The 24362-nt window shown below is 61.7% G+C and carries 25 protein-coding genes; 17 read left to right on the forward strand and 8 right to left on the reverse strand.

Annotated elements, in window-relative coordinates; genetic code table 11:
• Positions 1 to 204: 204 nt before the first annotated feature.
• A complete protein-coding gene (locus tag J3489_RS00360; RefSeq protein ID WP_206995080.1) occupies positions 205 to 1653 on the reverse strand; it encodes a sigma-54 dependent transcriptional regulator in 1449 nt (482 codons plus the stop codon).
• Positions 1654 to 1706: 53 nt separating this feature from the next.
• Between J3489_RS00360 and J3489_RS00365 the strand changes: the two genes are divergently transcribed.
• Entirely contained in the window at positions 1707 to 1991 is a 285-nt protein-coding gene (locus J3489_RS00365; protein ID WP_206995082.1) for a hypothetical protein, read from the forward strand.
• Between the two features lie 478 nt (positions 1992 to 2469).
• Here the strand turns inward: J3489_RS00365 and J3489_RS00370 are convergent, their stop codons facing one another.
• The 7 genes from J3489_RS00370 to J3489_RS00400 all read right to left on the reverse strand — a co-directional run bounded on the left by J3489_RS00370 (position 2470) and on the right by J3489_RS00400 (position 8998).
• Positions 2470 to 2892 carry a TadE/TadG family type IV pilus assembly protein gene (locus tag J3489_RS00370; protein WP_206995083.1) on the reverse strand — a complete coding sequence of 141 codons (423 nt, stop codon included), beginning with the start codon at positions 2890 to 2892 and terminating at the stop codon, positions 2470 to 2472.
• A gap of 590 nt (positions 2893 to 3482) precedes the next feature.
• The gene (locus J3489_RS00375) at positions 3483 to 3914 is read right to left on the reverse strand and encodes a TadE/TadG family type IV pilus assembly protein (RefSeq protein WP_206995085.1); all 432 of its coding nucleotides are present in this window, start codon (positions 3912 to 3914) and stop codon (positions 3483 to 3485) included.
• Between the two features lie 237 nt (positions 3915 to 4151).
• Positions 4152 to 5243: an acyltransferase family protein gene (locus J3489_RS00380; RefSeq protein ID WP_206995087.1), complete on the reverse strand. Its 1092-nt coding sequence runs from the start codon at positions 5241 to 5243 to the stop codon at positions 4152 to 4154.
• 52 nt (positions 5244 to 5295) lie between these two features.
• Positions 5296 to 5757: a GtrA family protein gene (locus tag J3489_RS00385; RefSeq protein ID WP_309491301.1), complete on the reverse strand. Its 462-nt coding sequence runs from the start codon at positions 5755 to 5757 to the stop codon at positions 5296 to 5298.
• 9 nt (positions 5758 to 5766) lie between these two features.
• Entirely contained in the window at positions 5767 to 6498 is a 732-nt protein-coding gene (locus tag J3489_RS00390) for a class I SAM-dependent methyltransferase (protein ID WP_206995091.1), read from the reverse strand.
• A 17-nt stretch (positions 6499 to 6515) separates the two neighbouring features.
• Complete coding sequence (locus tag J3489_RS00395; protein ID WP_242539715.1) at positions 6516 to 7598, reverse strand: glycosyltransferase; 1083 nt, start codon at positions 7596 to 7598, stop codon at positions 6516 to 6518.
• A 125-nt stretch (positions 7599 to 7723) separates the two neighbouring features.
• The gene (locus J3489_RS00400; RefSeq protein ID WP_206995093.1) at positions 7724 to 8998 is read right to left on the reverse strand and encodes a glycosyltransferase family 87 protein; all 1275 of its coding nucleotides are present in this window, start codon (positions 8996 to 8998) and stop codon (positions 7724 to 7726) included.
• 1289 nt (positions 8999 to 10287) lie between these two features.
• On the opposite strand from J3489_RS00400, the gene J3489_RS00405 reads away from it, so the two are divergent.
• The 16 genes from J3489_RS00405 to J3489_RS00480 all read left to right on the forward strand — a co-directional run bounded on the left by J3489_RS00405 (position 10288) and on the right by J3489_RS00480 (position 24255).
• The gene (locus J3489_RS00405; protein ID WP_206995095.1) at positions 10288 to 10458 is read left to right on the forward strand and encodes a Flp family type IVb pilin; all 171 of its coding nucleotides are present in this window, start codon (positions 10288 to 10290) and stop codon (positions 10456 to 10458) included.
• A 174-nt stretch (positions 10459 to 10632) separates the two neighbouring features.
• On the forward strand, positions 10633 to 10785 hold the full coding sequence (locus J3489_RS00410) for a Flp family type IVb pilin (protein WP_206995964.1): 153 nt from the start codon (positions 10633 to 10635) through the stop codon (positions 10783 to 10785).
• A 113-nt stretch (positions 10786 to 10898) separates the two neighbouring features.
• A complete protein-coding gene (locus J3489_RS00415; RefSeq protein ID WP_206995097.1) occupies positions 10899 to 11084 on the forward strand; it encodes a Flp family type IVb pilin in 186 nt (61 codons plus the stop codon).
• 30 nt (positions 11085 to 11114) lie between these two features.
• Entirely contained in the window at positions 11115 to 11654 is a 540-nt protein-coding gene (locus J3489_RS00420) for an A24 family peptidase (protein WP_206995966.1), read from the forward strand.
• A gap of 36 nt (positions 11655 to 11690) precedes the next feature.
• Complete coding sequence (locus tag J3489_RS00425) at positions 11691 to 13094, forward strand: DUF8689 domain-containing protein (protein ID WP_206995099.1); 1404 nt, start codon at positions 11691 to 11693, stop codon at positions 13092 to 13094.
• Between the two features lie 32 nt (positions 13095 to 13126).
• Positions 13127 to 13969: a Flp pilus assembly protein CpaB gene (gene cpaB / locus J3489_RS00430; RefSeq protein WP_206995100.1), complete on the forward strand. Its 843-nt coding sequence runs from the start codon at positions 13127 to 13129 to the stop codon at positions 13967 to 13969.
• Positions 13970 to 14072: 103 nt separating this feature from the next.
• Positions 14073 to 16001, forward strand: a complete 1929-nt coding sequence (locus J3489_RS00435; protein ID WP_206995102.1) for a type II and III secretion system protein family protein — start codon at positions 14073 to 14075, stop codon at positions 15999 to 16001.
• 21 nt (positions 16002 to 16022) lie between these two features.
• Positions 16023 to 16328 carry a hypothetical protein gene (locus J3489_RS00440; protein ID WP_206995104.1) on the forward strand — a complete coding sequence of 102 codons (306 nt, stop codon included), beginning with the start codon at positions 16023 to 16025 and terminating at the stop codon, positions 16326 to 16328.
• A gap of 17 nt (positions 16329 to 16345) precedes the next feature.
• The gene (locus J3489_RS00445) at positions 16346 to 17614 is read left to right on the forward strand and encodes a Tad domain-containing protein (protein WP_374193411.1); all 1269 of its coding nucleotides are present in this window, start codon (positions 16346 to 16348) and stop codon (positions 17612 to 17614) included.
• A gap of 41 nt (positions 17615 to 17655) precedes the next feature.
• Entirely contained in the window at positions 17656 to 18174 is a 519-nt protein-coding gene (locus tag J3489_RS00450; protein WP_206995968.1) for a TadE/TadG family type IV pilus assembly protein, read from the forward strand.
• The gene (locus J3489_RS00455; RefSeq protein WP_374193412.1) at positions 18171 to 18647 is read left to right on the forward strand and encodes a TadE/TadG family type IV pilus assembly protein; all 477 of its coding nucleotides are present in this window, start codon (positions 18171 to 18173) and stop codon (positions 18645 to 18647) included. The genes J3489_RS00450 and J3489_RS00455 overlap by 4 nt, the downstream gene beginning before the upstream one ends.
• Before the next feature lie 27 nt (positions 18648 to 18674).
• Positions 18675 to 19883 carry a CpaE/TadZ family protein gene (locus J3489_RS00460; RefSeq protein WP_206995109.1) on the forward strand — a complete coding sequence of 403 codons (1209 nt, stop codon included), beginning with the start codon at positions 18675 to 18677 and terminating at the stop codon, positions 19881 to 19883.
• 20 nt (positions 19884 to 19903) lie between these two features.
• Positions 19904 to 21271 carry a TadA family conjugal transfer-associated ATPase gene (locus J3489_RS00465; protein WP_206995111.1) on the forward strand — a complete coding sequence of 456 codons (1368 nt, stop codon included), beginning with the start codon at positions 19904 to 19906 and terminating at the stop codon, positions 21269 to 21271.
• Between the two features lie 52 nt (positions 21272 to 21323).
• A complete protein-coding gene (locus tag J3489_RS00470) occupies positions 21324 to 22301 on the forward strand; it encodes a type II secretion system F family protein (protein WP_206995113.1) in 978 nt (325 codons plus the stop codon).
• Positions 22302 to 22349: 48 nt separating this feature from the next.
• Positions 22350 to 23315: a type II secretion system F family protein gene (locus J3489_RS00475; RefSeq protein WP_206995114.1), complete on the forward strand. Its 966-nt coding sequence runs from the start codon at positions 22350 to 22352 to the stop codon at positions 23313 to 23315.
• Between the two features lie 235 nt (positions 23316 to 23550).
• Positions 23551 to 24255 carry a methyltransferase family protein gene (locus J3489_RS00480; RefSeq protein WP_206995116.1) on the forward strand — a complete coding sequence of 235 codons (705 nt, stop codon included), beginning with the start codon at positions 23551 to 23553 and terminating at the stop codon, positions 24253 to 24255.
• The last annotated feature ends 107 nt before the right edge of the window (positions 24256 to 24362 follow it).

Here is a 24362-nt window from a genome sequence, read left to right on the forward strand (position 1 = left end):
TTCTCAATGAGCGAGAATTGCGCCGGAATGGTGCATCTCGTCTAGACAAGATGGTGCAACGGAAGGGGCTGATGGCGACGCCGCGCGAATCGAACCGGCGTGAAGAACGTCAAGGCGATCGAATGGCGGAGAGCCCAAGGCGAACGCCGGCCTCATGCCCGGCATGGACACCGGCATGAGGCGACGACGGAGGAAGGTCCCGCGCTATGGGGAAATGTGCTCGGCGCAGCGAAGCGCGTCGGCTTTTGCGTTGTGCCCCGCTTGGGCATCCAGCAGACGCAAATCCTTCATGGCAGGCGGCTCCGTGCGCAGGCCGATCGCGTTCAGCAGCCGATAGAGCGTGGCGCGCGACACCCCAAGCTCTGCCGCGGCGCTCGACAAGCTGTACGCGTGCCGCGTCAGCGCTTGCTGAACGGCGATGCGCTCCGCTTCGTTGCGAATCTCCGCGAGCGTGCGGCCCGTGCTGTGCGTCACGTCCGGCAAGCCCAGGTCCGCTGCGGTGATGAAACGCCCTTCAGCCATCACGACGGCGCGCCGCACGCAGTTGATCAGCTCGCGGACGTTGCCGGGCCAGTCGTAGTTGAACATCGCCGTGACGGCATCGCCCGAAAAACCGCGGAATTTGCGCGGACCATCCTGCTTGTACATGGCGAGCGCGTGCTCGGCGAGCAGCTTGATGTCGCTGCCGCGCTGGCGCAGCGGCGGCTCGGTAAGCCGCAAGACGCACAGCCGGTGATACAAGTCCGCGCGAAACCGGCCGTCGGCGACGGCCTCTTCGAGGTTGACGTGAGTCGCGGAAATGACGCGGGCGTCGACCCTCACCGTGCCCTCGCCGCCGAGCCGCTCGATCGTCCCTTCTTGAAGAAAGCGCAGCAAGACCGCCTGGCATTCGTGCGGCATGTCGCCGATTTCGTCGAGAAACAGCGTGCCCTCCGAGGCGGCTTCGATGCGGCCGATCTTTCTTTGCAGCGCGCCTGTGAACGCGCCCCGCTCGTGACCGAACAGCTCGGATTGCAGCAAGGTAGGCGGGATGGCCGCGCAATTGATCGCGACATAGGGCTTGCGGGCGCGCGACGAGCGATTGTGGATCGCGCGCGCCGTCAATTCCTTGCCCGTCCCCGATTCGCCGGCGATGAACACCGGCGCGTTGTTGCGTGCGCACTTGTCGATGCCGCGATAAAGCAGTTGCATCGCTTCGCACTGGCCGATCATTTCATCGCGGCCCACTTCCGGCTCCGGCGCCACGATCGTCTCGCGCAGCACCGACAGTCCGTGCGCGTGGCCCAGCGCGAACAGAAGCCGCTCGTCCAGGCACGGCAGCGTGACGAAGTCGAAGCAATAGTCGAGGATGAAGCGGCGCGTCAGCACGTCTTCGGCCTGCCCCGGCCAAACCTGGGCGATCCAGGTTGCGTCGCTGCGCGCAATACATGCCTCGAGCTTCAACAGCGCCTGCGCCGTGCATTCCCGCGGCAACTCGATCAGCCCGACTTTGATCGAGCTGCGCTCGAGCAATTTTTCGGCTTGCTGCGTCGATTTCGCGTGCACCACGTGCCAGCCCACCGACGCGAGCGCCGCGTCGTTGTCTTGATCGAGTTTCGGCGAAATGCAAAGGACAGTGCGTTCAGCACATGGCTGAATCAAGGCGGTATTCATGTTGCCCCCGGTTTCGATGCCGAACGCCAAGCAAATACCCTTGTGGCGCACGCTTGGAACTGCATCGGTTTCTTGCTGACTATCTTGGTCGTTTGCCGAACGCGTCGATTACCGACCGCGTCGATTACCGCAGTTCGCCATCAAGGCTGAATCTGCGAGCCGTATCGGCTGCTCTTGCTTCGGCATCCTTGCTGCATATTGTGCGAATGCGCCGGTCGCGCACCCGATTTGCGCTCAACTTTTACGGCATTCATGCCGAACCAAATAGTCCGGTCGTGCGTTTTTGTACTTTTCATTTTCCCCATCCCCGATTTGAACAGTCGCCCTGCGGCGGCTAATCCCGATGCTACGCTCTAAATGGCGCATGGAATTCAACATAGTCCAATGTGTATCGAATTGCCATAGGAATTTGCCTTTGGAAACGATACAGCGCCGCCATTTTTTTCAGCGTGTGCGGAAGACCACATTACGGCCTTCCGGCGCCCTCTCACCTCGATTTCGGCTTTAAATCGGCAATCGATAATCCTGGTTTTCCCGGGGATTTTTATATTTTTCATAGTTTCACGTAATGCGGATGCACCTTGATTCGCTCCGCCCTATTTCCCTGCGCGTTTCAAAACTGAAACAAATCGGGCGAAAAACGAATCTATTCGAGGAATTCCATTCGGCCTGCTGCCGTCGGGCGCGCGCTGGCGTACTATTTGCGTGCAGCCAAACGAAATCGCCAATGAATACGCGCAATAGCAACGGCATGCGCCGCTACTATCGCGCGTGGAAGAAAGCACCCGCGACGTTGCAATCCATCCGCGAGTTCGACTATTCGTAGACCATCGTCGTCTTGGCGGAAAGCACCACGCGTCCGCTGAGCGCATTGACGATCTTCGCGACCGCAAGCCCGTTGTAGGAATAGCTGACGGTCACTGTGAGCGGGTCACCGGACTTGGTCCCCGACGAGCGGTCGACAGCAACCACGACCGAATCGGACGAACCGAACGTAATCAACTTGTCCGAAGCGTAGTCTTGCGCCACGTTCATGATGTCGAGCGTGCTCATTCGCGACCTCGCATGCGCCACGCCTTGCCGCGCGGCTTCCTGGCTCGCCTGAGCAATCACTTTCTGATCGTAAGCGCCGACGCCGGCTTCGGCGACACCGAACAGCACCAGCAAGAGCGCGGGGAAAACGAGCGCCATCCCGATGCCCGTCGAACCCGCTTGCCGTTTTATTTTCTTTTGGCTCATGATCATCCTCGACCCACGTGACGTGCCGAATTCGTATACACGCCAAGAAGCAACTATCGAACCATCTCGGGCGCGGCTTGGGGCTGCAAGAAAATTGGGGTAGCGAAGCATGCGCAACGGACGCAATGCGTATCAACCGTGAATCGCGAGATACGTCGGCCAACGTACGGACAAAACGAAGCGCCTGCCATGCTCGTCGACGCACGGCAGGCCGGCGAGGCACGGGCCGTTTATCGGTAGGTCTACTGGCGATCCAATCACCGTAACGGTGAGCTATTCACGCGTCGGCTTCACTTTGGGCGAGTCGTTCATTCCGCCGCCTGACGGGATCACGCTCGCGGCAACGACGAGATGCAGAGCGCAGCCGATGCAGCTGCGCTCGCAGGCGCCGGCGCGCTTAGCGGTGCGGTTACCTTTCCAGTCTCGAATCCACCACGATTACGCCGGGGACATACGACAAACCTGCGCTCATGATGACTGTCAAGCTGGCAAAAGGGCACCCATGGAGGCCCGCTGTCCAAGGTGTTCGCACCGGGGCTCAGGTTTGCTTCGATGCCGATCAGTGCCGTTCGGAAGAAACGTGTGCTCGATTATTCGTATTCCATTGTCGTCGCGGCAGAGAGCACCAGCGATCCGCCTAACATATTGATCAGCTTTGCGACGGCAAGGCCGCTATAGGCGTAGCTTACTGTTACCTTGAGCGAATTGTCGGATGCAGTGCCAGATGATCGATCTATGTCAACCGCAACCGATGAAGGCGCGCCGAACGTAATCAGATAATCCGAAGCATAATTCCGCGCGATGCTCGTTATCTGAGTGGGAGTGACGCGCGGCGCCGAGTGTGCCACGCCAACGAGTGCCGCTTCGCGGCTCGCGTTGGCGAGGACTGTCTGGTCGTAAATGCCAATCGCCAATTCGACGATGCCGAACAGAAGCAGGCACAATACCGGCAAGACCAGTACGGACTCGATGATGGCCGAGCCGGGTAGACGCGCCGTTGACGCCGACCTTTTCGAATTCATTCTTGTTCCCCTAGTCACGCCGAACGACGAGTGCGACTTTTGCATCTGCGCTCAGGCGCCTGCCAACGTATCTCGGAGGCACCTGCCGAATACATATGCAATATTCGAACCATCTCGGTTACAGCCCCGGCTGGCCTAGTGGGCACTAAGGTGGTGGACCGGCAAAAGAGCCTGACGCCGCGAAAGCGTATCGATCGTGAAACGAGACGATGCAAGCAAGCCGGCGACGAACGACGGTTATTGCGAGACGGAAGACGGACTGGAGGACGGCGAGCGAACCCGAACGCTAGATAGCCCATAAAAATATTGTCGACACGGCGTTTCGACGAAGCGGTTGAGCAAGTGCGCGAGCACGACCGATGCGGCAAAAAATGCGGCAATTGCCGCGAAATTTACGAGTGGGCTTGAAGTCGCCGTAACCGCGACGGCATAAAGCGGAGCGACGACTGCATGCCCGAGATAAAGCGAATACGAGATACGGCCGAGATATTGAAACGGCCTTTCGTGAAAAAACTTCGCAATCGGGCCGCTATCGCACGCGAGCGACGCCACGAACGCGCCAAAAACAAGCGGCGCGGCGAACGCCAAGCCGAGAACGTTTGAATAGGACATGAATAGCAGCGTGGCGGCGAAGGCCAATAATTGCGGGATGCGGCGCGACATAACGCGCATCGCGAGCACGTTCTTAAACTCGGCGACTAGCGCGCCGACGAAAAAGCCCGCGATGCACCGCGCCCATCCAAAACTGCAGTTAAGGGCGGCGAGACAATCGCCCGTGCGCAGGCAATCATGCCGAACAATCGACGCCGCGACGGCGATTGCATACCCGAGCATGGCGAGCACGCCGAACGCGACAAGCCGGGCCTTGCCGCGCAGCAGGAAGCAAAGCGCGGCGAAAACGAGATAGACGTAAAACTCATCGCTCGCGGACCAATTGACCTTCGTCCCGATCATGTCGGGAAACAGGTTTAGCCCTTGCGTCATGGTTGCGAGGGCGGCGACATGCGAAAGCGGGGGCAGCCCCGCAAGCGTGCCAGTCGAAAGCATCGTCACGACGTTCGCGACGGCATAGAAAAGAATCGTCGTAGCGATGTGAACCGGCCAAAGGCGACCGAAGCGGCGAACAACGAATGTCCCGATTTGCGCGCCGCTCGATAGACTTGCGCCGTACGCGCTGCAAATCACAAAGCCGCTCAGAACGAAAAACAGGTCCACGGCCAAGTACCCATGTCGGATTGCGGTCGGAAACGGCACGCCCGCATGGTAAAGCATGACAACGAACGCAGCGGCACCGCGTACGCCCTCGAGGCTCGAGTTTTGGTTTTTCATGGCGTTCCCTGTTCGGTTGGGCGAAAAATCTCCTTTCGTGGCGGTGAAATTGTCAATCTACAGCCGATGCTCGATCCGCAGGGAACGCGAAGCATCGGGCGCCCGCGTATGCAAGGACCGTGTAGGTCAGCATTCCATAAAGCTGAACGATCAGGCTGCCCTGGCTCACGCGCGCCCCGAGCCATACCACCACCAGCAGATTCGCGGCATAGGCCACGAGACATACGAGCGCGTAACGGAACAAGCCCGTGCCTATTGCGCCACGATGGCGAAACGTCCACTTGCGATTGAGCACGAAGCTCCATAGAAACGCTACCGAATAACCGGCTACATTAGCCGCGACGTTGCTGAATCCAAAGCCGCTCAAGGTGAGCCAGATCACCGCAAATCCAACCGCGGTATTTGACAACCCAACGAGCACATATCGCACAGACGAATGATTGAACGTCTTCATCGGTTCAAAGTGCTCACGGTAATTTGCCTGGCATTTGGTCGCTCGCCGACGTACGTCCATTCAACCGTCTCAAATGGTCAGCACAGCGAGCAGCGACATCCCGAATGGAAGCGTGCCGTGTGCGAGCCATCGAGATTCCGCCTGGAAAATGCAATAGAGCGCGGCATTCACGGGCCTAGCCGGAATGGCGTCGCCGCTTGACATCTTGCGCCGAAGCAGCCGGTCGGACAAACGGGCTATTGCCGCAAGTGGGAAAAGCAGCGTGTTGAAGTGAGTGATGCGATCGACTCGATAACCCGCGACTTGCGCACACTCGACCAGCGATGCACGGCTGTAGCGACGGTAATGGTGGAGAAACTCGTCGTGAGCGCTCCACAACCACCCATATGCGGGTACCGTCACGACGATCGCTCCGCCCGGCGCTAGCAGCGCATGCATGTGTGCAAGCGAGCCGACGTCGTCAGAGATATGTTCAAGGCAGTCGAAGAAACAGATCAGATCAAATTGCCGCCCGTCGAAAGGCATGTCGTCAGGACAGCGCCCCGCACGAATATCAAAGCGGCCGCTGGTACGCCGTGATGTCAATGCAAGCGCTGTCTCGTCCATTTCAAGCCCGCTCACGCTGCCGAATTCGGACAGCATTTCCAAATTTCCACCCGTGCCCGAACCCACTTCAAGCACGCGAGCTTTTGGCGGCAATGCGAGACGGCGCAACACCGAACCAAGGACGTCGCGGCGTCCGCGGAACCACCAATGCTCGGTCTCGGTCTCGGCCATCTCCAAATAGGCTTCCGGGGACATGGCGGTCTCCTGTGGAGTCAGCGGCCAGCCACCCGCACGCGCGACGCCGCGCGCCTGCGTGTGGGCTCCAACCGCGATACGTTGGGCACGCGCGATTCATCGCGCCGGACGGGCAGTGTGCTGACCTTGCTCTTCACTTGATAACGACGGCGCACCAGATAAACGGGACGTTCTTTCGTCTCGTAGTAAATGCGGCCGACATACTCCCCGACCACACCGATGCCGACCAATTCGATCCCGCCCATAAAGAGCAGGATCGAAAGCAGCGAGGCGTATCCAGGCACCGGGTTCCCGAACAAAATTGTGCGGCCGACAATTAACCCGCCGTAGCAAAAAGCGAGTGCTGCAATTGCCAGTCCTATATAGGTCCAGCTCCGCAAAGGCACCGTACTGAAGCTCGTGATCCCTTCAAGCGCTAAATTCCACAGCCGCCATCCCGAGAATTTCGAACTGCCGGCGCCCCTTGGTTCGCGCTGATATTCGACTATCACGGTCCGATAGCCGACCCACGCAAACAACCCCTTCATGAAGCGCCGTCGCTCGGGCAAGCTTCGCAACGCATTGACAACCGCACGGTCCATCAGACGGAAATCGCCGACGTTTTCGGGCAGCTTGACATCGGATAGAGCGTTATGAATGCGATAGTAAAGCGCGGCCGTCGTGCGCTTTGCGAACGTGTCGCAGGCGCGGTTGGTGCGTTTGGCGGCAACGACTTCGGCACCGTCGAACCAGTGTTCGATCATTACTGGAATCAGGCTGGGCGGATCCTGCAGGTCGGCGTCAATGGGAATGACGGCGTCACCCGATGCCTCGTCGAGGCCGGCAGTCAATGCGGCCTCCTTGCCAAAGTTGCGCGTGAAGTCGATGACGCGCACACGCGCGTCACGCGCGCCGGCACCAACCAGCTTGTCGAGCGTTCCGTCGCTGCTGCCATCGTTGACACATACAATTTCGAAACGAATTGATTTGATCGCTTCGAGAACCGGAACGATTTCGGCAAAGAACGCGTCGACAGCATCGCGCTCGTTATAGAACGGCGCGACTACCGAAATCAATGGCTTGTTGATCTTCGTCCATACAGACATGATGCCCCCCGTCATTTCCATCCAACGCTCAGGCTAAGCCGTGTCACACGCACGAACGCCGCCAACATCGGTCGATGCGAGTACGTCCCCTGCTTAGCCGGATACGCGGTCGAAATTGCCGCGTCTTTTATTGCTTTTCCTCATTCGCCGGGATACGGCCGAAGAACGGCGGGCTCGCGTCTTTCAAACGCGATGCGTCGAACCAGCATCCAAAGCGTAATCGCCGAGATCAGCGGCATAAACTGAAACTTCACGTGCATGACGACGAGAACGCCGGCGAGAGGAGCAAACCAAAGCACGACGAGCCACTCGCGCTCGAAACGTTTCCATCCCCTATCCATGGCGTATTTGCAATACCACGCGATAAGCACGCCATACCAGGCGAGGTCATAGTCGAACAGATACGGACTGACCAAGAGGCTGGCACAGATCAGCACCGCGGCGCGTAACGGATAGGAGCTCTCGCGGCACCAGGCGTAAACCACTGCGGCTGCAGCGGCCAGCGCGGATACGCTTTGGGCCGCGTAGGCAAGCGCCGGGGGGGCATGAGCCAGCTTCGCGAGTACGAACACGGTCGGGATTCGCGCCAGGGCAACTCGCCCCGTTTCAATGTAGCTCGCCGTCATTCCCGCGTTGTGCAAGAATGCCGCGAGCGTTTCGGTCCCGAACGCAAGCACCGCGACGGCAAGCATCGACACCGCGGTCAAAGCGAGAGCAGCGAGGGCGCGCCAGGAACGGGAACACAGCAGCGCGAGCGGAACGAGCACTGCCAGGTGCGGCTTCATGCACAGCAAGCCGAAACAAATTCCCGCCATCACGGGACGACGGCGAAGCAACACGAGTCCAAGAGCGGCGAGCGAGGCGGTTAGCAGGCCATTTTGCCCGGAGATCGCAACGAGGGCGGCCCCTGGAAATGCCGCTGCGGTGAGTATCACTTGCCGGCAAGGAAGCGTGGCGTGAATCGCCCTGATAAAGAGCGCATAGGTGCCGCCGAGAAAAAGTGCCGCGGCAATTTTCCAAGGTAGTAGTGCAAATGGATAAACGAACAGCAGGAATGTCGGTGGGTAAAGCCACGGTAGGATGCCGACCGGGTGAGATATCGCGCCGCTCTCTATGTTGGTCAGGGCATCCACGTTGTAGGCATCGACTGCGTGCCCGTGTAACGCCAGGTACGACGAGCTCCAGAACGCCAGAAAATCTTTTGCGAGCGGAGTGATGTATTCGTGCGGATGCCATACGGCTTTGTACAAGTAAATCACGACGAACAGCGCGTAGCAGATGAGCGCCAGGATCGCGTAATTCCACAATCGTTCGCTGTTGAGCCAGTGCTGTCGGCGCGCGGGAGAGGCTGCGGGCAACGTGACTGCCGGCCGCTCGTGCCGGACCGGCAGATTGCGTGGCGAGATCGAATTCATGGTCGCTCTCCCACTATCGTTCGTGCACGTCGCAACGTGACCGAGCGAACGGACGGCATGCATACGGGCCGGAGATCAACGCCCACGTCGCAAGCGATCTAGCGTGCGAGACAAGAATCGCGCCGCTGAACAGGGTCGACCGCTCCTGCGTCAGCCAGCCATGCGCGCTGCTTTCGTCGCCGCGCGCCCCCCGAATTATGGAATGCATATTTTCTGCCTTGTGTGGTCACCGGACGTTATCCCATGAGCCGTCCGTTCAAACTTTTTTAATTCGCATCACGTGAATGCGAACGAGACATCACGCATGTCTGCTTGGCTCATTGTTGAGAGAAAACGATGCGATTTTCAACCCGCCTTTTCCTTAGCGAGACCGCGCGATCGTGCATTTGTGCGCCAGCGTACAAATTGAAAGTCGTGTCACGCAGATCCACCGGGGTGCATGTTTCAACATCGAAACGTTCCGTGTCGGCTGGCCACTTCCAAAAGCCGCCTTTCCCTTGAAATCGACGCGTTATCGAAGTAAGGGTATATCCCTAGCAATCTGCGCAAACGCAATATCCACATGCCATTCGGCTGTGTTGATTGACGACGGGCCGAAGCCCGATTTTGTCGCAGACCTGCGACAGCTTGGGCATCGATGGCCTTCCGCCAGAGCAGGTGTGGCGCCGAGACGCCCGTGTTTTCGCGTATTTGGCAAAGCTGGCCCACCCCTTGCAAAGCGAATGGCGCGGAAGTCGACGACGTAACGACCGGCAGCCATTCGAACCGCTCGGCGCAGATCGAGCTGGAATCGCCACCGACGTTACCCGCGGGGATAGTCCTTAGCGTTCCCTGCCGCCAACCTCAAATGCGGCAGGAACCCGGACAGGACGACGGACAATCGCCGACTGACCAGCGGGACCGGTCTCGACCGGACACCACGAGCAGGCACTGAAAGCCGGGGGGGCTCTAGCATGAAAACAATGCATCGACGCGACGTATCACTAGTCGCTACTGCGACCTTCGCCTCGCACGTCCAGCCGGTTATCCGCCGGCCGGTCGCGGCGTGCGCGTTCGCGCGGTCTCTTATCGGGTCCACGCTCCACACAACGCGTTTCGTTTCACGCGGACCAGTCCGCCGCTTCCGCTGTATCAACTCTTCTACTCGTCTCCAATCGTTCAGGAATGCAGACGGACGACAACGTTCCCGGTAGAAGAAATATCCGGTTGTACCCGCATCACCTGTAGTTCACTCCCGAAGCCATATCCGGCCAGGGTATTTAGTTCGCCACCTAAATGGAGAGTCACACATGAAAGCCATTGTCAACCAAGCGAAGCGTTTCATTCGCGACGAGGAAGGCGCCACCATGGTCGAGTACGGACTTATGGTCGCCCTGATCGCCATCGTCTGCATTACAGCCGTCAAGTTGATCGGCACGAATTTGAACGACGTGTTCAGCGACATTGCGGTAGACGTTTGATCGGGCACAGCGGACGAATCCGTTACCTCGTTTCGTCCGCTTTTTTTGTTCACCTATCTCTGAATTGCATGCAAGAACGACTCAAAGGAGTTGACCGTGAGCACAAATATTTCCATTCGATACGGTTTTTTTCGCCGCTTGGTAACCGATGCGCGAGATTCGCGCGCCGTTGAAATGACAAGGGCCTTTCTTCGCGATGAAGAGGGCGCCACCATGGTCGAGTACGGCCTTATGGTCGCCCTTATCGCAATCGTCTGCATCACAGCGGTTCAGTTGATCGGCACGAATTTGAACGACGTATTCAGCGACATCGCGGCAGACGTTTGATCAGGCGAAGCAGACAGAATTTGCGTTCTCGAGTCTGTCCGAGTTCGACTGCTTTGGCACGTAGGGCACCACGACGCCAAGGTGCCCGCGAAAATAAATTCCAGGGGGGCGTGATGCATGCACAGCACACGATCGTTTCGAGGTTCCTGAAAGAGGACCAGGGCGCCACCATGGTCGAGTACGCGTTGCTCATATCGCTCATCGCGCTCATTGCCTTTGCGGGGGTCGTGGCTTTCGGCAATTCGATGCAAACCCTCTATCAGAACATTCGCGATCAAATCGCGGCCGCGCTCGCTTGACGCAAACAAACCAGACCGAGGCTCCTGATGCTGCTCCTAACTCTTCCTCCTCAACCCATCGCGCCGTGCGTCATCGCGATGGCTGTGGTCGCGGCAAGCACGGACATCGTGTGCCGCCGCATTCCGAATCAGATCATCGGGATTGGCCTGATTGCGTCGCTCCTGATTCAGGCATGGGTGAATGGCCCGCTCCTTGGCAGCGGCAACTGGCTCGCGGGCGCCATGACCGGGTTCGGGCTGCTGGTACCGCTTTACATGGTGCGCGGCATGACCGCCGGCGACGTGAAGCTGCTGCTGATGATCGGCACATGGGTCGGCCCGACGATGACCCTCTACATCGCCCTCGCGACCTTTGTCATAGGCGGTGCATGGTCGCTCGCCTTTGGGCTATGGCACAAACGCATGACGCTTCTGCTCATGAACATCCTGCACCTCCTTTATGGAGGGTGGCGCATCGGACGCAAGGCGAATGCGCTGCCATACACGCCGATCAAATCGGTCGGATCGTTGCCTTACGGGGTGGCCATTGCGGCTGGAACCATAGGCGTTGTCTTTGCGTCGGTAGCGTAACCGTGGCAATCGAGTGAGACGAGAGGGAGAGGAACCATGACCGAACAGAATACCGAACACAGCGGCGGCGCACAGGTTACACGCCTGCACCAATCCCCGCTGTTGCGCGGACGCCTTGCGGACGCGCCGAGCGCTTCGCTGCGCGCCCCCCGCTCTCTCGCCGACACGGGTTTGCCGCCCGTGTTCGTCGGCCGTCTCGTGCTCAAATCGACGCTCTTGAACGGCAAGTCGAGCTTCTCCGATCTCTCGGAGCGGCACCGGCTTCCCGTCTCGGTGCTAGAGGACGTACTGGCGTTCCTCGTGCGCGAGCGTCTTGCCGAGATTACCCATCGCGGCGCCACCGACATCGACGTTCATTTCCGCCTCACGGAAGCCGGACGTGACCTTGCCGTCGATGAACTCTCGCGTTGCAGCTACTGCGGCCCGGCACCCGTTGCATACGAGACCTATGTCGAGATCGTGCGCGAGCACTCGGTGCGCCGGCAGCGCATCTCGCAGTCCGACGTACGCGCCGCGTTCCGTGACCTGCGCGTCGACCCTGCCTTGCTCGATTCAGCCGCCGCCTCGCTCAACGCCGGGCGGCCGCTGATGCTGTACGGCCCGGCCGGCAGCGGCAAGACGTTCCTCGCCGAGCGGCTCGGACTGCTGCTGCAAGGCGACGTGCCGATTCCGTATGCCATCTACGTCAGCGGCGAGATCGTGCAACTGTACGACCCGCTGCTGCACCACGACGCCCCCGCGGCCAGCTCCGCGGCCGCGGGCGACAAGCGCTGGCGCATGTGCCGCCGGCCCGTCGTGATCTCGGGCGGCGAGTTGACGCTCGAGGGGCTCGACCTGCGCTATGACGCCGCTGCGGGGTTTTATCAGGCGCCGCCGCACATGAAGGCAAACATGGGCCTCTACATCGTCGACGACCTCGGACGCCAACGGGTCGCCGCGCAGGACCTGCTCAACCGCTGGATCATGCCGCTCGATCGTGCCGTCGACTTGTTCACGCTGCAGTCCGGCTCGCGTTTCTCCGCGCCGTTCGACGTGTGGCCGGTGTTCTCGAGCAATCTCGATCCAGCCGCGATCGGCGACGAAGCGTTCTTGCGCCGCCTCGGCTCGAAGCTGCATATCGGTCCGCTGCCGCTCGAGAGCTACCGGGCCGTGTTCGAAGCGTGCTGCGCCTCGCTGGGACTCGCCGTCACGCAAAGCGCGTTCGACTACCTGCTGCACAACCTGCACATGGTGAGCGGCAAGCCGTTTCTCGCCTGTTATCCGCGCGACCTGCTGAGCTTGGTGGGCGCATCCGTGGACTACCGCGGTGCCGCGCGCGAAGTGACCGAAGAAGGGTTGCGCGAAGCGTGGAACAGTTACTTCGGCACGGTCACGGATCACAACAGCCGTTATCCGCCGGCCACCGAACGACCCGGCAAAAAGCTTGCTGCCGGCGAATAGGCCGGCCCCCATGATCAACGAGGAGTCTTGCCATGAAAAACAGTCGCGCTCTCATCATGCTGGCGATGGCCATGCTGGCCGGCCTGGCCGCCGTCGTCTTCGCGTCGCGATGGCTGATGCACACCTCGTCGAGCGGGATGACGACTGTTGCCGTCGCGACAGAAGACATCAATCTCGGCGAGCCGCTCAACACGAACTTGATTCGCACCGTCAGCTGGCCCACGTCGAGCGTGCCCCCGGGCTCGTTCACCGACGTAAAGGCGCTCGACGGTCGCGTCGTGCGCACGAGTCTCGCTCGCGGCGAGCCGGTGCTCGAATCGAAGCTCGCGCCGCTTGGCACGAAGGGCGGCCTGTCCGCCGTCATCAACGATGGTGATCGGGCGATCACGGTCCGCGTGAACGACGTGATCGGCGTGGCGGGCTTCGCATTGCCGGGCAACTACGTCGACGTCATCGTCAACACGCAACAACCCGAAAGCAAGAACGACCAGCAGCAGAGCATCTCGAAGATCGTGCTCGAGAAGATCCTGGTCCTCGCCGTGGCCCAGCAAGTCAGTCGCGACGACACGCAGCCGAAGGTCGTCAACGCGGTCACGCTCGAAGTCACGCCCGATCAGGCGGAAAAGCTCGATCTCGCGCGCAGCGTCGGCACGTTGTCGCTGGTTCTGCGCAATCAGGTCGACAAGGACACGCTGACCACGAAGGGCGCGACCAAGCTCACGCTGCTCGGCACGCCGCCCGCACCGGCGTCGGCGCCCGCAGCCGCGCCGCGGCCAGCGCGCGTGCGCTATGTCGCACGCACCGAGCACGCCGAATCGAAGCGCGACTGTGTCGGCGTGCTCGCCGGCGTGAAGGGCAGCGTCGAATGCTTTTAACGCATGCGGCGCCGCGGCGCCCTGACACCTAGCCGCGCCGCACGATGCAGGCAACTATGAAAAATCACGATGCGCACGCATCGAGCAACGGGGGCATTACGAAATGAAAACGAAACTAGGGTTCTCATCCGACCGGGGTCCGCGCCGCTGCAAGCTGAGCAGCGCGGTAATGGCCGCCATGCTGGGCGCGGGGCTGCTGGGTGCGCAGCCGGGCAGCGCGCAAGTCGTCGTCGAGAGCGGCGTGCTCGCCAAGGGCAACACCGTCGCCGTGACGCAAATGGGCCGCAGGCCGACGACATTGAGCATCGCCGCGGCGTCCGCGCCCGCCGGCGCTCCACGCCCGGCCGCAGTCCCGCAGCCCCCCGTCGCCGAGGGGCCGCTGCGCGGCCCGAATTGCATCGGTGAGATCCGCGGCGAAACCACCGTCGTCGTGCCGCTCGGCAAGTCGACGCTCGTGCCCACGGACGAGCCCGTGCGCAACCGGACCCTCGGCAATCCTGCGATCGCGCAGGCAACCATGGTGTCGCCGCAAAGGCTTTACATTCTCGGCCAGTCGGTCGGCACGACCAACATGATCATCCAGGGAAGAAGCGGCGCGTGCCAGATCATCGACGTCGTCGTCAACGTGGACGCGGGCGGGCTGCAAGCGTCGCTGTCGCAGCTGATGCCCAACGAACGCAATCTCCGGGTGTCGACGGCCGCCGATAACTTTGTTCTCATGGGCCGCGTGTCGAGCGCGCAGGCAGCGCAAGAAGCGCTCGATATCGCGAAGGCGTACAGCCAGAGCGGCGGCACAGACAACGCAAGCAAAAGCAGCGGCGTGCTGAACATGATGACGCTCGATTCGCCGCAGCAAGTGATGCTCGAAGTGAAGGTCGCGGAAGTGTCGAAGACACTGATCGATCAGCTCGGCTCGTCGCTGGCCCTTCAGGGCGGGTTCGGCTCGTGGACCGGCTCCCTCGTGAGCACCTTGCTGTCGGGCGCCTCCACCATCCTGACGGGCACCAAGTCGAACCACCTGCCGATTTCGATGTCCATCGACGCGCAAAAGACCGACAACCTCACCAAGATCCTGGCCGAGCCGAACCTCGTCACGATCACCGGCCAGGAAGCCTCGTTCCTCGCCGGCGGCAAAGTGTTCATTCCCGTGCCGCAAAGCAACGCCAACGGCGGAACGACGATCACGCTTCAAGAGGAGGAGTTCGGCGTCGGGCTCAGATTCACGCCGACGGTGCTCGGCAACGGCCGCATCAACCTGAAGGTCGCGCCGGAAGTGTCGGAGCTCTCGCCGACCGGCGTCACGGTAACCGCTACCGGCACGAGCAGCACGTCGATCCTGCCGCTCATCACGACGCGCCGCGCGTCGACGACCGTGCAAATGAACGACGGCGAATCGTTCGCGATCGGCGGCCTCATCAGCAACAACGTCACGGGCGCACTCAAGGCGTTTCCGGGTCTCGGCGAGCTGCCCGTGATCGGGGCGCTCCTGCGCAGCACGTCGTTCCAGCAGGACCGCACGGAGCTCGTGTTCGTCGTTACGCCGCATCTCGTCAAGCCGCTTCCGAACCAGAACTATCCGTTGCCGACTGACAGCTTTACGCAGCCCAACGAGGCCGACGTGTACGCCACAGGCGACATGGAAGGCCGCGGCGCCTCGCGCGCGAAAGGCGCGGCTCCGGCGGGCGGCGCACCAAGCAACTCGTCGACGCAGCCGTCCGCTCCGGCGGACTCGCAAGCGGGCGTGCCGTCGCCGGCACCGGTGCCGCGTGCGCCGACGGCTCCCGCCGATGCGCAGCTTGCTCCGCATGACCCGCCTCCCGCCGGCCCGGCGCCCGCTTCGCCGAGTTCGCGCGATGCCGCCAAGCAGCAGACGAGCGCCGCCCAGCCGCCCGCGAGCCAATCCGCACCGGCACCGGACGCGCAAGCGGCGCGCGTCGCGCGCATTGAAGCGGCCGCCGCACGGATCGCCGAGACAGAGAAGCGGCGCGCGATAGCGATATCGAGCGCGTCAAACGGGACGATCAAGCAGTGACGTGATACCAAGGGGAATCTCATGAAACTCGATTGCATTGTTTTCGCGCGCCGGGCACTTCTCATCGTGCCGGCCTGCGCACTGCTCGGCGGCTGCATGTCGAGCTCGCCGATCTGGGACGCGCATTTCGGCGAGTCCGTCAGGGCCATCACCCAGGCGCAAATCATCGATCCGCAGGCGGGCGAGCACCGGCCGTCGAAGCCCGGCATCGACGGTAAGTCCGCTGCTTCGGCGATGGATGCATACGACAGCTCATTTAAAGCGCCCACACCGGCAGCCAATCCGTTCGTCATCGGCATCGGCGGCGGCGGCGGCGGCGGACAGTGATACCCATGCAGACGGAGATGATCATGCGTCGCGAACTTCAATCCCGTGTGCAACGCCGGACTCGTCAGTCCGAGCGCGGTGCCGTGGCCGTACTCGTGGCACTCGCACTCGTCGCGCTCATTGGAGCGGTCGGGCTCGCGCTCGATCTCGGCAAGCTCTATGTCGTCAGAAGCGAATTGCAGAACAGTGCGGATTCGTGCGCATTGGCCGCGGCCCGCGACCTGACGGGAGCAACGATCAACCTCTCCGTCTCCGAGGCGTCCGGCATTACCGCCGGACACCTCAACTACGCATTCTTCCAGAGCACTCCGGTGCAACTGGCCGTCAACAACAACGTGACGTTCACCGATGCGCTGACCGACCCGTTCCTGCCGAAAAACTCGGTCACCAATCCGTCGACAATCAAGTACGTGCAGTGCACCACGTCGCTCTCGAACATCGCGAACTGGTTCATCCAGGTACTCGACGTGCTGCCGGGCGTGAACGTCGCCAACGCGTCGGTATCGGCCAACGCGGTGGCCACGATCAGCCCCGCGCAAACGACGTGCGCGATTCCGGTATACGTCTGCCAGGCAGGCACCCAGGTCAGCCCGGCGATTCCCAATCAAAGCTATACGCCGGGCCAGTGGATCGCCTCGAAAGCCGGCTCGCCGCCCAGTTACGGGAACGGTAACTTCGGGTGGGCCGCGCTCAACGGCACCACCAACGCGAAGGACATCAGGGACGAGCTGACCGGCAACTACTGCAGCCTCCCGGCCGTTGGCTCGACCGTCGGCTCCCCGGGCAACAAGCTCACGGACGACGGCGCATGGAACTCACGTTTCGGCATCTATCAGAACCCGTACTCCCAATCGAGCGATCCGACCGACTTCACGGGATATGCGTACACGTCCACGAGCTGGGCACCGCTAGCCAACGCATACAGCGACTTCGTCAGCAAGCGGGCCGCGTTCACAGCGTATCAGGGTGATGGGAACGGGGCCAACCAATCAGGTCTGACAACGAAGGGTTCCTCTTCGGGCACCAACTACACGGCTGGCGCCGACCGGCGCCTCGCGCTCGCCCCCGAGGTCGACTGCGGCCAGCTATTGGTCCCCGGCGGCCACTCCGCAAATATTCTCCGGTGGGATTGCGTCCTGATGCTCGATCCGATGGACAAGGCGGGCGACCCCGTTCATCTGGAGTACGAAGGCAACACGACGGACCCGACCATGCCGTGCGCGACGCACGGCATCCCGGGCAACGGCTCATCGGTCGGGCCGCTGGTTCCGGTTCTGGTGCAATAGACGAGGCGACCATGAAAACCCGCTCCTCCTCACGCAAGTGCATGCGCGGCGCAGCTGCCGTCGAGTTCGCGCTGATGCTGATTCTGCTCGTTCCGCTCGCCCTCGGAGTGGCCGAGTTCGGCCACGCGATCTCGCAGTACGAAACGCTCACCAAGGGCACGCGCGACGCGGCGCGCTACCTCTCGACGTACCTGCCGAGCGACCCGGCCTACCCGCTCGCGCAGGCCCAGTGCCTCGTCATGTACGGCAGCGCGACCTGCCCCACCGGCAACGCCACGCCGCTCGTCACCGGCCTCACGACATCGATGGTCGTGGTGTGTGACGCCGTGAACACCACGAATTGCCAGGACGCGACGGACCCGACCCTGTTCGCCAGCGTGCCGACCTACGACTCGAACAACGGCGCGCCCGGCGGCGCTCAGTCGGGCAGCATCAACGTGGTCGAGGTCAAGATCAAGGGCTTCAAGTACCAGCCGATCGAGCCGTTCTTCAATCCGACGCTCAATCTCGCGCAACTGATCTTCAACGACATCTTCACCGTCATGAGGCAAGTGTCATGAGCACTGTCATGGAGCAGCGTGCTGGTGCCATCCGTTCGCGGCGGCGCAAGGAGCGCGGCGCCGCCATGGTCGAGTTCGCACTCGTCGCGGCCGTCTTCTGCACGCTCCTGATCGGCGCCTTCGAGTTCGCCCGCGTGCTCTTCTACTGGAATACGGCCGGTGAAGCAGTGCGCCTCGGCGCGCGCACCGCCGTCGTATGCGACGCGGACGCATCGGTGGTCAAAAAGAGGATCGCCTCGATGCTGCCGCTCCTCGCCAACTCGAACGTGACGCTGAGCTACACGCCGTCCGGCTGCGACTCGGATCCGACCACGGCGCGCAACACCTGCACGTTCGTCACGGTCAGCGTCACGAACGTACAGGTGCAGACGATGATTCCATTCGTCCCTCTCACGCTCACGATGCCGCCATTCACCACCACGTTGCCGCGCGAGAGTCTCATGACGGCCACGGGCGGCACAGTCTGTCATTAATTTTAGATAGTTCGGCGGGACACCATCATGATCGATCTCCTGAGCATTTCCACCGACGCCACGCGGCTCGCCGAGGTCGCACGCCTGATCGGCGAATGCGGCAGCTACCGGGGGACGCGTGCCGTCGCCACCCCGTCCCAGCTCCTCGCGCGCGGGGACAGTCTCGATGCATTCGACGTCCTGATCGTCGATGCCTTGTCGCTTCAGGATGCCGACTTGCCGATCGTCACGGATTTGTGCCACCGGCATGGGCATCTCACATGCATTCTGCTGATTCCGGATGCGTCGCCTGAGACACTCATTGCCGCAATGCGCGCGGGCTTTCGCGACGTGATCCACTGGCCGCTCGATCAGCGCTCGCTTGCCGATGCGCTGCAGCGTGCAGAAAGTCGACGTGCGCTGCACGACACGCACGAGACCCGTATCGTGTCGTTCATGTCGTGCAAGGGCGGGACGGGGACGAGTTTCATTGCCGGCAATGTCGCGCACGCGCTTTCGACGACGCTGCAAAAGCGTGTGCTGCTGATCGACCTCAATCAACTGTTCGGCGACGCCGCCTTTCTTGTCACGAACGAAACACCGCCTTCGACGCTGCCGCAGATGTGCGGGCAGATCGCGCGGATGGATTCCGCCTTCCTCGACGCCTGCCTGCTTCATAGCAATGACCGGTTCGATCTGCTCGCCGGCGCGGGCGATCCGGTCAAGGCTGCCGACATCAAGGTGGAAACACTCGAATGGATCCTGGGCGTTGCGGTACCCCGCTACGATTTCGTGATCTTCGACCTCGGGCAGAGCATCAATCAGCTTTCGATACTCGCGCTTGATCGCAGCGACGAAATCCACATCGTGTTGCAGGCCAGCATGCCGCACGCGCGCGCAGGGCGACGCCTGCAGGAAATCCTGTCGTCGCTCGGCTACTCCACCGACCGGATGCGGCTGTTGCTGAACCGGTATTCCCGCCACGGCGAACATGCACGTGCCGCGATGGAGGAAGTCCTGGGCATGCAACCCTACGAGGTGCTTCCGGAGGACGCCGCGATCGTGGCCGCCGCGATGAACGAAGGGGTGCCGGTGTCACAGATCCGCCGTAATAGCGGCGTGGCGCGCAGTTTGCAGAAGCTCGCGCAAAAGATCGTCAACCACGGGCCGGCGTCCGCGCGCGCCCGCACACGCGGTGAGTCATTGGTTACCCGCTTCTTCGGCCGCAATGCGACGCCGAAGCTCAAGGCCATGTAATAAACGACTAGGAGAGCACCATGTCATTGCGTGAACAGATATCCGCTCAATTGGTGAAGCCATTCGGAGAGCGAAACGGCGGGACAAACGTGTCGAATGGGATGGCGCGCACCGCGTATCAGCAACTCAAGCGAGAGGTCCATCATTCGGTGCTCGAGCACGTCGAACTGGAACGTCTCTCGAGACTTCCGACCGATCAGGTCCGTCAGGAAATCGGCACACTTATCGGACGCATTCTCGAAGAAGAGAAGGCGCCCGCCAACGATGTCGAACGCAAGCAACTGGCGGTCGACGTGTACGACGAGATGTTCGGGTTCGGTCCGCTCGAAGTGCTGCTTCGCGACCCGACCGTATCCGACATTCTCGTCAATACGTCCAGTCAGACGTACGTCGAACGCAAGGGCCGGCTCGAATTGACCGATGTGACGTTCTACGACGACGCGCACTTGATGAAAGTGATCGAGAAGATCGTGTCGCGCGTCGGACGGCGCATCGACGAATCGAGCCCAATGGTCGATGCGCGCCTGCCGGACGGCTCGCGGGTCAATGCGATCATCCCGCCCACCGCGGTGGACGGTCCGCTCGTTTCGATCCGGCGCTTCGCCGTGAATCCGCTGCAGGTGTCTGACCTGATCCAGCTGCAGACCCTCACGCCGCCGATGGCGGAGCTGCTCGACGCGCTGGCGCGCGCGAAGGTCAATATCCTCATATCGGGCGGCACCGGCAGCGGCAAGACGACCCTTCTGAACATTCTGTCCGGCTTCATTCCGGCCGACGAGCGCATCGTGACGATCGAAGACGCGGCGGAGCTGCAACTGCGGCAGCCGCATGTGCTCAGGCTCGAGACGCGTCCGCCGAACATCGAGGGGCGCGGCGAGGTCACGCAGCGCACGCTCGTGCGCAACGCCCTGCGGATGCGCCCCGATCGCATCATTCTCGGGGAAGTGCGCGGCGCGGAAGCGCTCGACATGCTCGCCGCCATGAATACCGGCCATGAGGGTTCGCTTGCCACGATCCACGCGAACACGCCGCGCGATGCGCTCACGCGTCTCGAGAACATGATCAGCCTTGCCGGCATGTCGCTTCCGCCGAAAACGATGCGCCAGCAGATCGCGTCGGCGATCTCGGTGGTCATCCAGGCCTCCCGGCTAAACGACGGTCGGCGCAAGATCGTCAGCATCCAGGAGCTGACCGGCATGGAAGGGGAGATCGTCAACATGCAGGAAGTGTTCACGTTCAAGCGAACCGGAGTCGACCAGAACGGCAACGTGTGCGGCCATTTTTGCGCGACCGGCGTGCGACCGAAATTCGTCGAGCGGCTGCAGGCATTCGGCATCAACCTGCCGGATCAGATCTACGACCCCGCACGACGCTTCGAAACCACTTGATCAGCATGGCCCGACGTTTTTGCTGACCCGCTCAAGGTCTCAGGAGACCTGCATGGACCCGATCTTCTACGCGTTTATCGTCCTGGTGTTCGTGACCGTGGTGCTCGCGGTCGAGGGCATCCATCTATGGTGGAACAGCCATCACGGCAGCGCCGCCCGGCGTATCGAAGCGCGCATCCGCGCATTGTCCGCAGGCGGCCAGGTGCAAAAGGAGCGTCTGACGATCCTGAAGGATCGCATGTTGGGCGAGACGAGCTCGCTCGAGAAGCTGGTGATGCAGATGCCGCGAGTCAAGGCGCTCGATCTTCTGATTCAGCAATCGGGGCTGAACTGGTCCGTTGCGCGGCTGATCGCCACGAGCCTGACCATCCCGCTGGTCCTGCTCGCCGCCGCCACCTTCCTGCCGGTGCCCATGGCGTTCGCCGCCATCGCCGCACTGGCAGCGGGCGCCCTGCCCTATCTCTATGTCAGTCGCCAGCGCGCCAAGCGGCTGCGCCGGCTCGAACTACAGTTGCCCGACGTCGCCGACACGATCGGCCGCGCGCTGCGCGCGGGCCACGCATTCCCCAGCGCGATCGGCATGGTGAGCGACGAGTTCGCCGAGCCGATGGCCGGTGAATTCCGCATCACGTTCGACGAAATCAACTATGGCGTAGCACTGAACGAAGCGTTGATGAATCTTGCGACGCGCGTGCCGATTCGCGATTTGCGCTATTTCGTGATCGCCGTGCTGATCCAGAGGGAAACGGGGGGCAACCTAGCTGAGGTCCTGGACGGCATCGCGTTCCTGATCCGCGAGCGATTCAAGCTCTTCGACAAGGTTCGGGTTCTGGCCGCCGAGGGCAAGATGTCCGCATGGGTGCTTGGCTTGCTCCCGTTCCTGACGGCTGGGGCCATGATGGTGCTGAATCCGACTTTCCTCCAAGTGCTCTGGCAAGACCCGGCCGGCCTGAAAGTGCTCGCAGCGATAGCTGTCATGATGGTGACCGGCGTGTTCTGGATGCGGCGAATCATCAGAATTCGCGTGTAGTCGCGCGAGGTCCGGATGCGGTGCCGATCAAGATAGCAAGGAGATGTCATGCAATCATCCAATACGATAAATATGCTGTTGCTCGTCGGTCTGTTCGCCGTTGTGTTCGCGGGGGTGCTCGGCGTCATGCTTGTCCTCTTGCCGCGCGACATGCGACGGCGTATCGAGCAGGCGGGCGGTGGGAGGGTTGCGCCGCAGTCCGAATCCATGTCGACGGGGACGGTATGGCTCGAAAAGATCGCGGGCATTTCGCAGCCCATTGCGAAACTGTCGCTTCCCAAAGAAAACTGGGAGAAGTCGGCGTTGCGCCTGCGCCTGATGAATGCGGGTTGGCGAGCGCCCGGCGCCGCAGCCATCTATTTCGCGGCGAAAACGGTGCTCGCGCTGAGCTTGCCTCTCGTGACGCTGATCTGGCTCGCCGGCACGTCGCTCGCCGCGGATCCGTTAATGCTGTCCTCCATCCTGATCAGTTTGGGGAGCTTCGGCTACTACTTGCCTAACTATGTGCTCAAGCGCTGCGTGCAATCGCGCCAGCGCACGATCTTCGAAGACTTTCCCGACGCGCTGGACCTGCTGACCGTCTGCGTCGAGGCCGGTCTGAGTCTGGACGCCGGCCTCATGAAGGTGGCCGAGGAGATCAAGCTGCGCAGCGCGGTAGTCGCGGGCGAGCTCGAATTGATGCTGCTCGAGCTGCGCTCCGGATTTACGAAGGAAAAAGCATTGCGCAACCTCTCGCTGCGCACGGGCGTCGAAGATATCGATTCGTTCTGCACCATGCTGATTCAGGCTGAACGCTTTGGCACGAGCATCGGCGAATCGCTGCGCGTGCTGTCCGATACGCTGCGCACACGGCGCCGGAGCCGCGCCGAAGAGCAGGCAGCGAAGATCCCCGTGAAAATGCTGCTCCCGCTCGCGTTTTGCATCTTTCCCGCCTTGCTCACGGTATTGCTCGGACCGGCGTTCATTCAAGTCTATCGGGTTCTCTTGCCGACGATGACCGGCTCCGGAGGATAACGCCGCGCCGGCCGGACTTTTCGACGGCAACATTGCGTTCGCGAGTGCTGTTTCGATGCGCTCCTTAGCGTGTGCGGAGCCCCTACCCGTGCGCCATTCGCGCGCGGGCTTTGATGGGCGGCCACTACAGCGCCCATTTTTTTTCGTTGCAAGGCTCGCGCCGGCAACTGAGATTGGAAACACAAATCAATACAAGCGCACCGGAACCGCGGCGCGCGACTCTACGGGGGTCTTCATGTTCAGCCGACTTGTCTCCACGGAAAACTCGCAAAGTTCAAGCGTGCCGCGCACGCCGGCACCCAACAGGGCGCACGACACAGCGCACGACTTGCCGCCGAGGTTCACAGAAGCGGCGTTGCGCGCGCTTACGGCAACGGTGCTCGGCGTGTTCGCCTACACGGCGATCATGGGATGGGTAGCGGCGCCGCACCGGGTGACCTTGCTTCTCTTGGTGGTGGGCGCCTGCCTGACGACGGGGTTGTCGCTCATCGCGCGCACGCCGAAACGCCGCGACTGGCGGCCGGTCGCGCTCATCTGCTCGCTTGGCGGGTCCTATGGCTGCATCGCGTACAATCTCGCGCCCGGGGTGAAAGTCGTGCCCGAGGCGGTCGGTGCGACATTGCAAGTGCTCGGCATCTTGTGGCAGTTGTACGCGAAGGCATCGTTGCGGCGCTCGTTCGGCATCCTGCCCGCCAATCGTGGAGTCGTGTCGCGCGGCGCGTATTGCTTCGTGCGACATCCGATGTACCTCGGCTATTTCGTCACCGATCTCGGCTTTCTTCTGGTGAACTTCAGCCTCTACAACATGCTCGTGCATGCCGCCCAACTGTCGCTGCAGATCGGGCGCATCAGGCACGAGGAGCGGCTCCTGTCGGAAGACGAGCGCTATCGCGCGTATCGGGATGTCGTCCGATATCGGTTGATTCCCTTCGTGTTCTGACGGGGCAAGCGTGCCGCCCGCCGGGCCGGCGTTCATTCAAATCTACCGGGTGCTATTGCCCACCTTGTCCGGTACTGGCGGCTAGCACTCACTGAACTTGTGGCACC

The sequence above is a fragment of the Trinickia mobilis genome (assembly GCF_017315705.1).
Classification (GTDB): domain Bacteria; phylum Pseudomonadota; class Gammaproteobacteria; order Burkholderiales; family Burkholderiaceae; genus Trinickia_A; species Trinickia_A mobilis.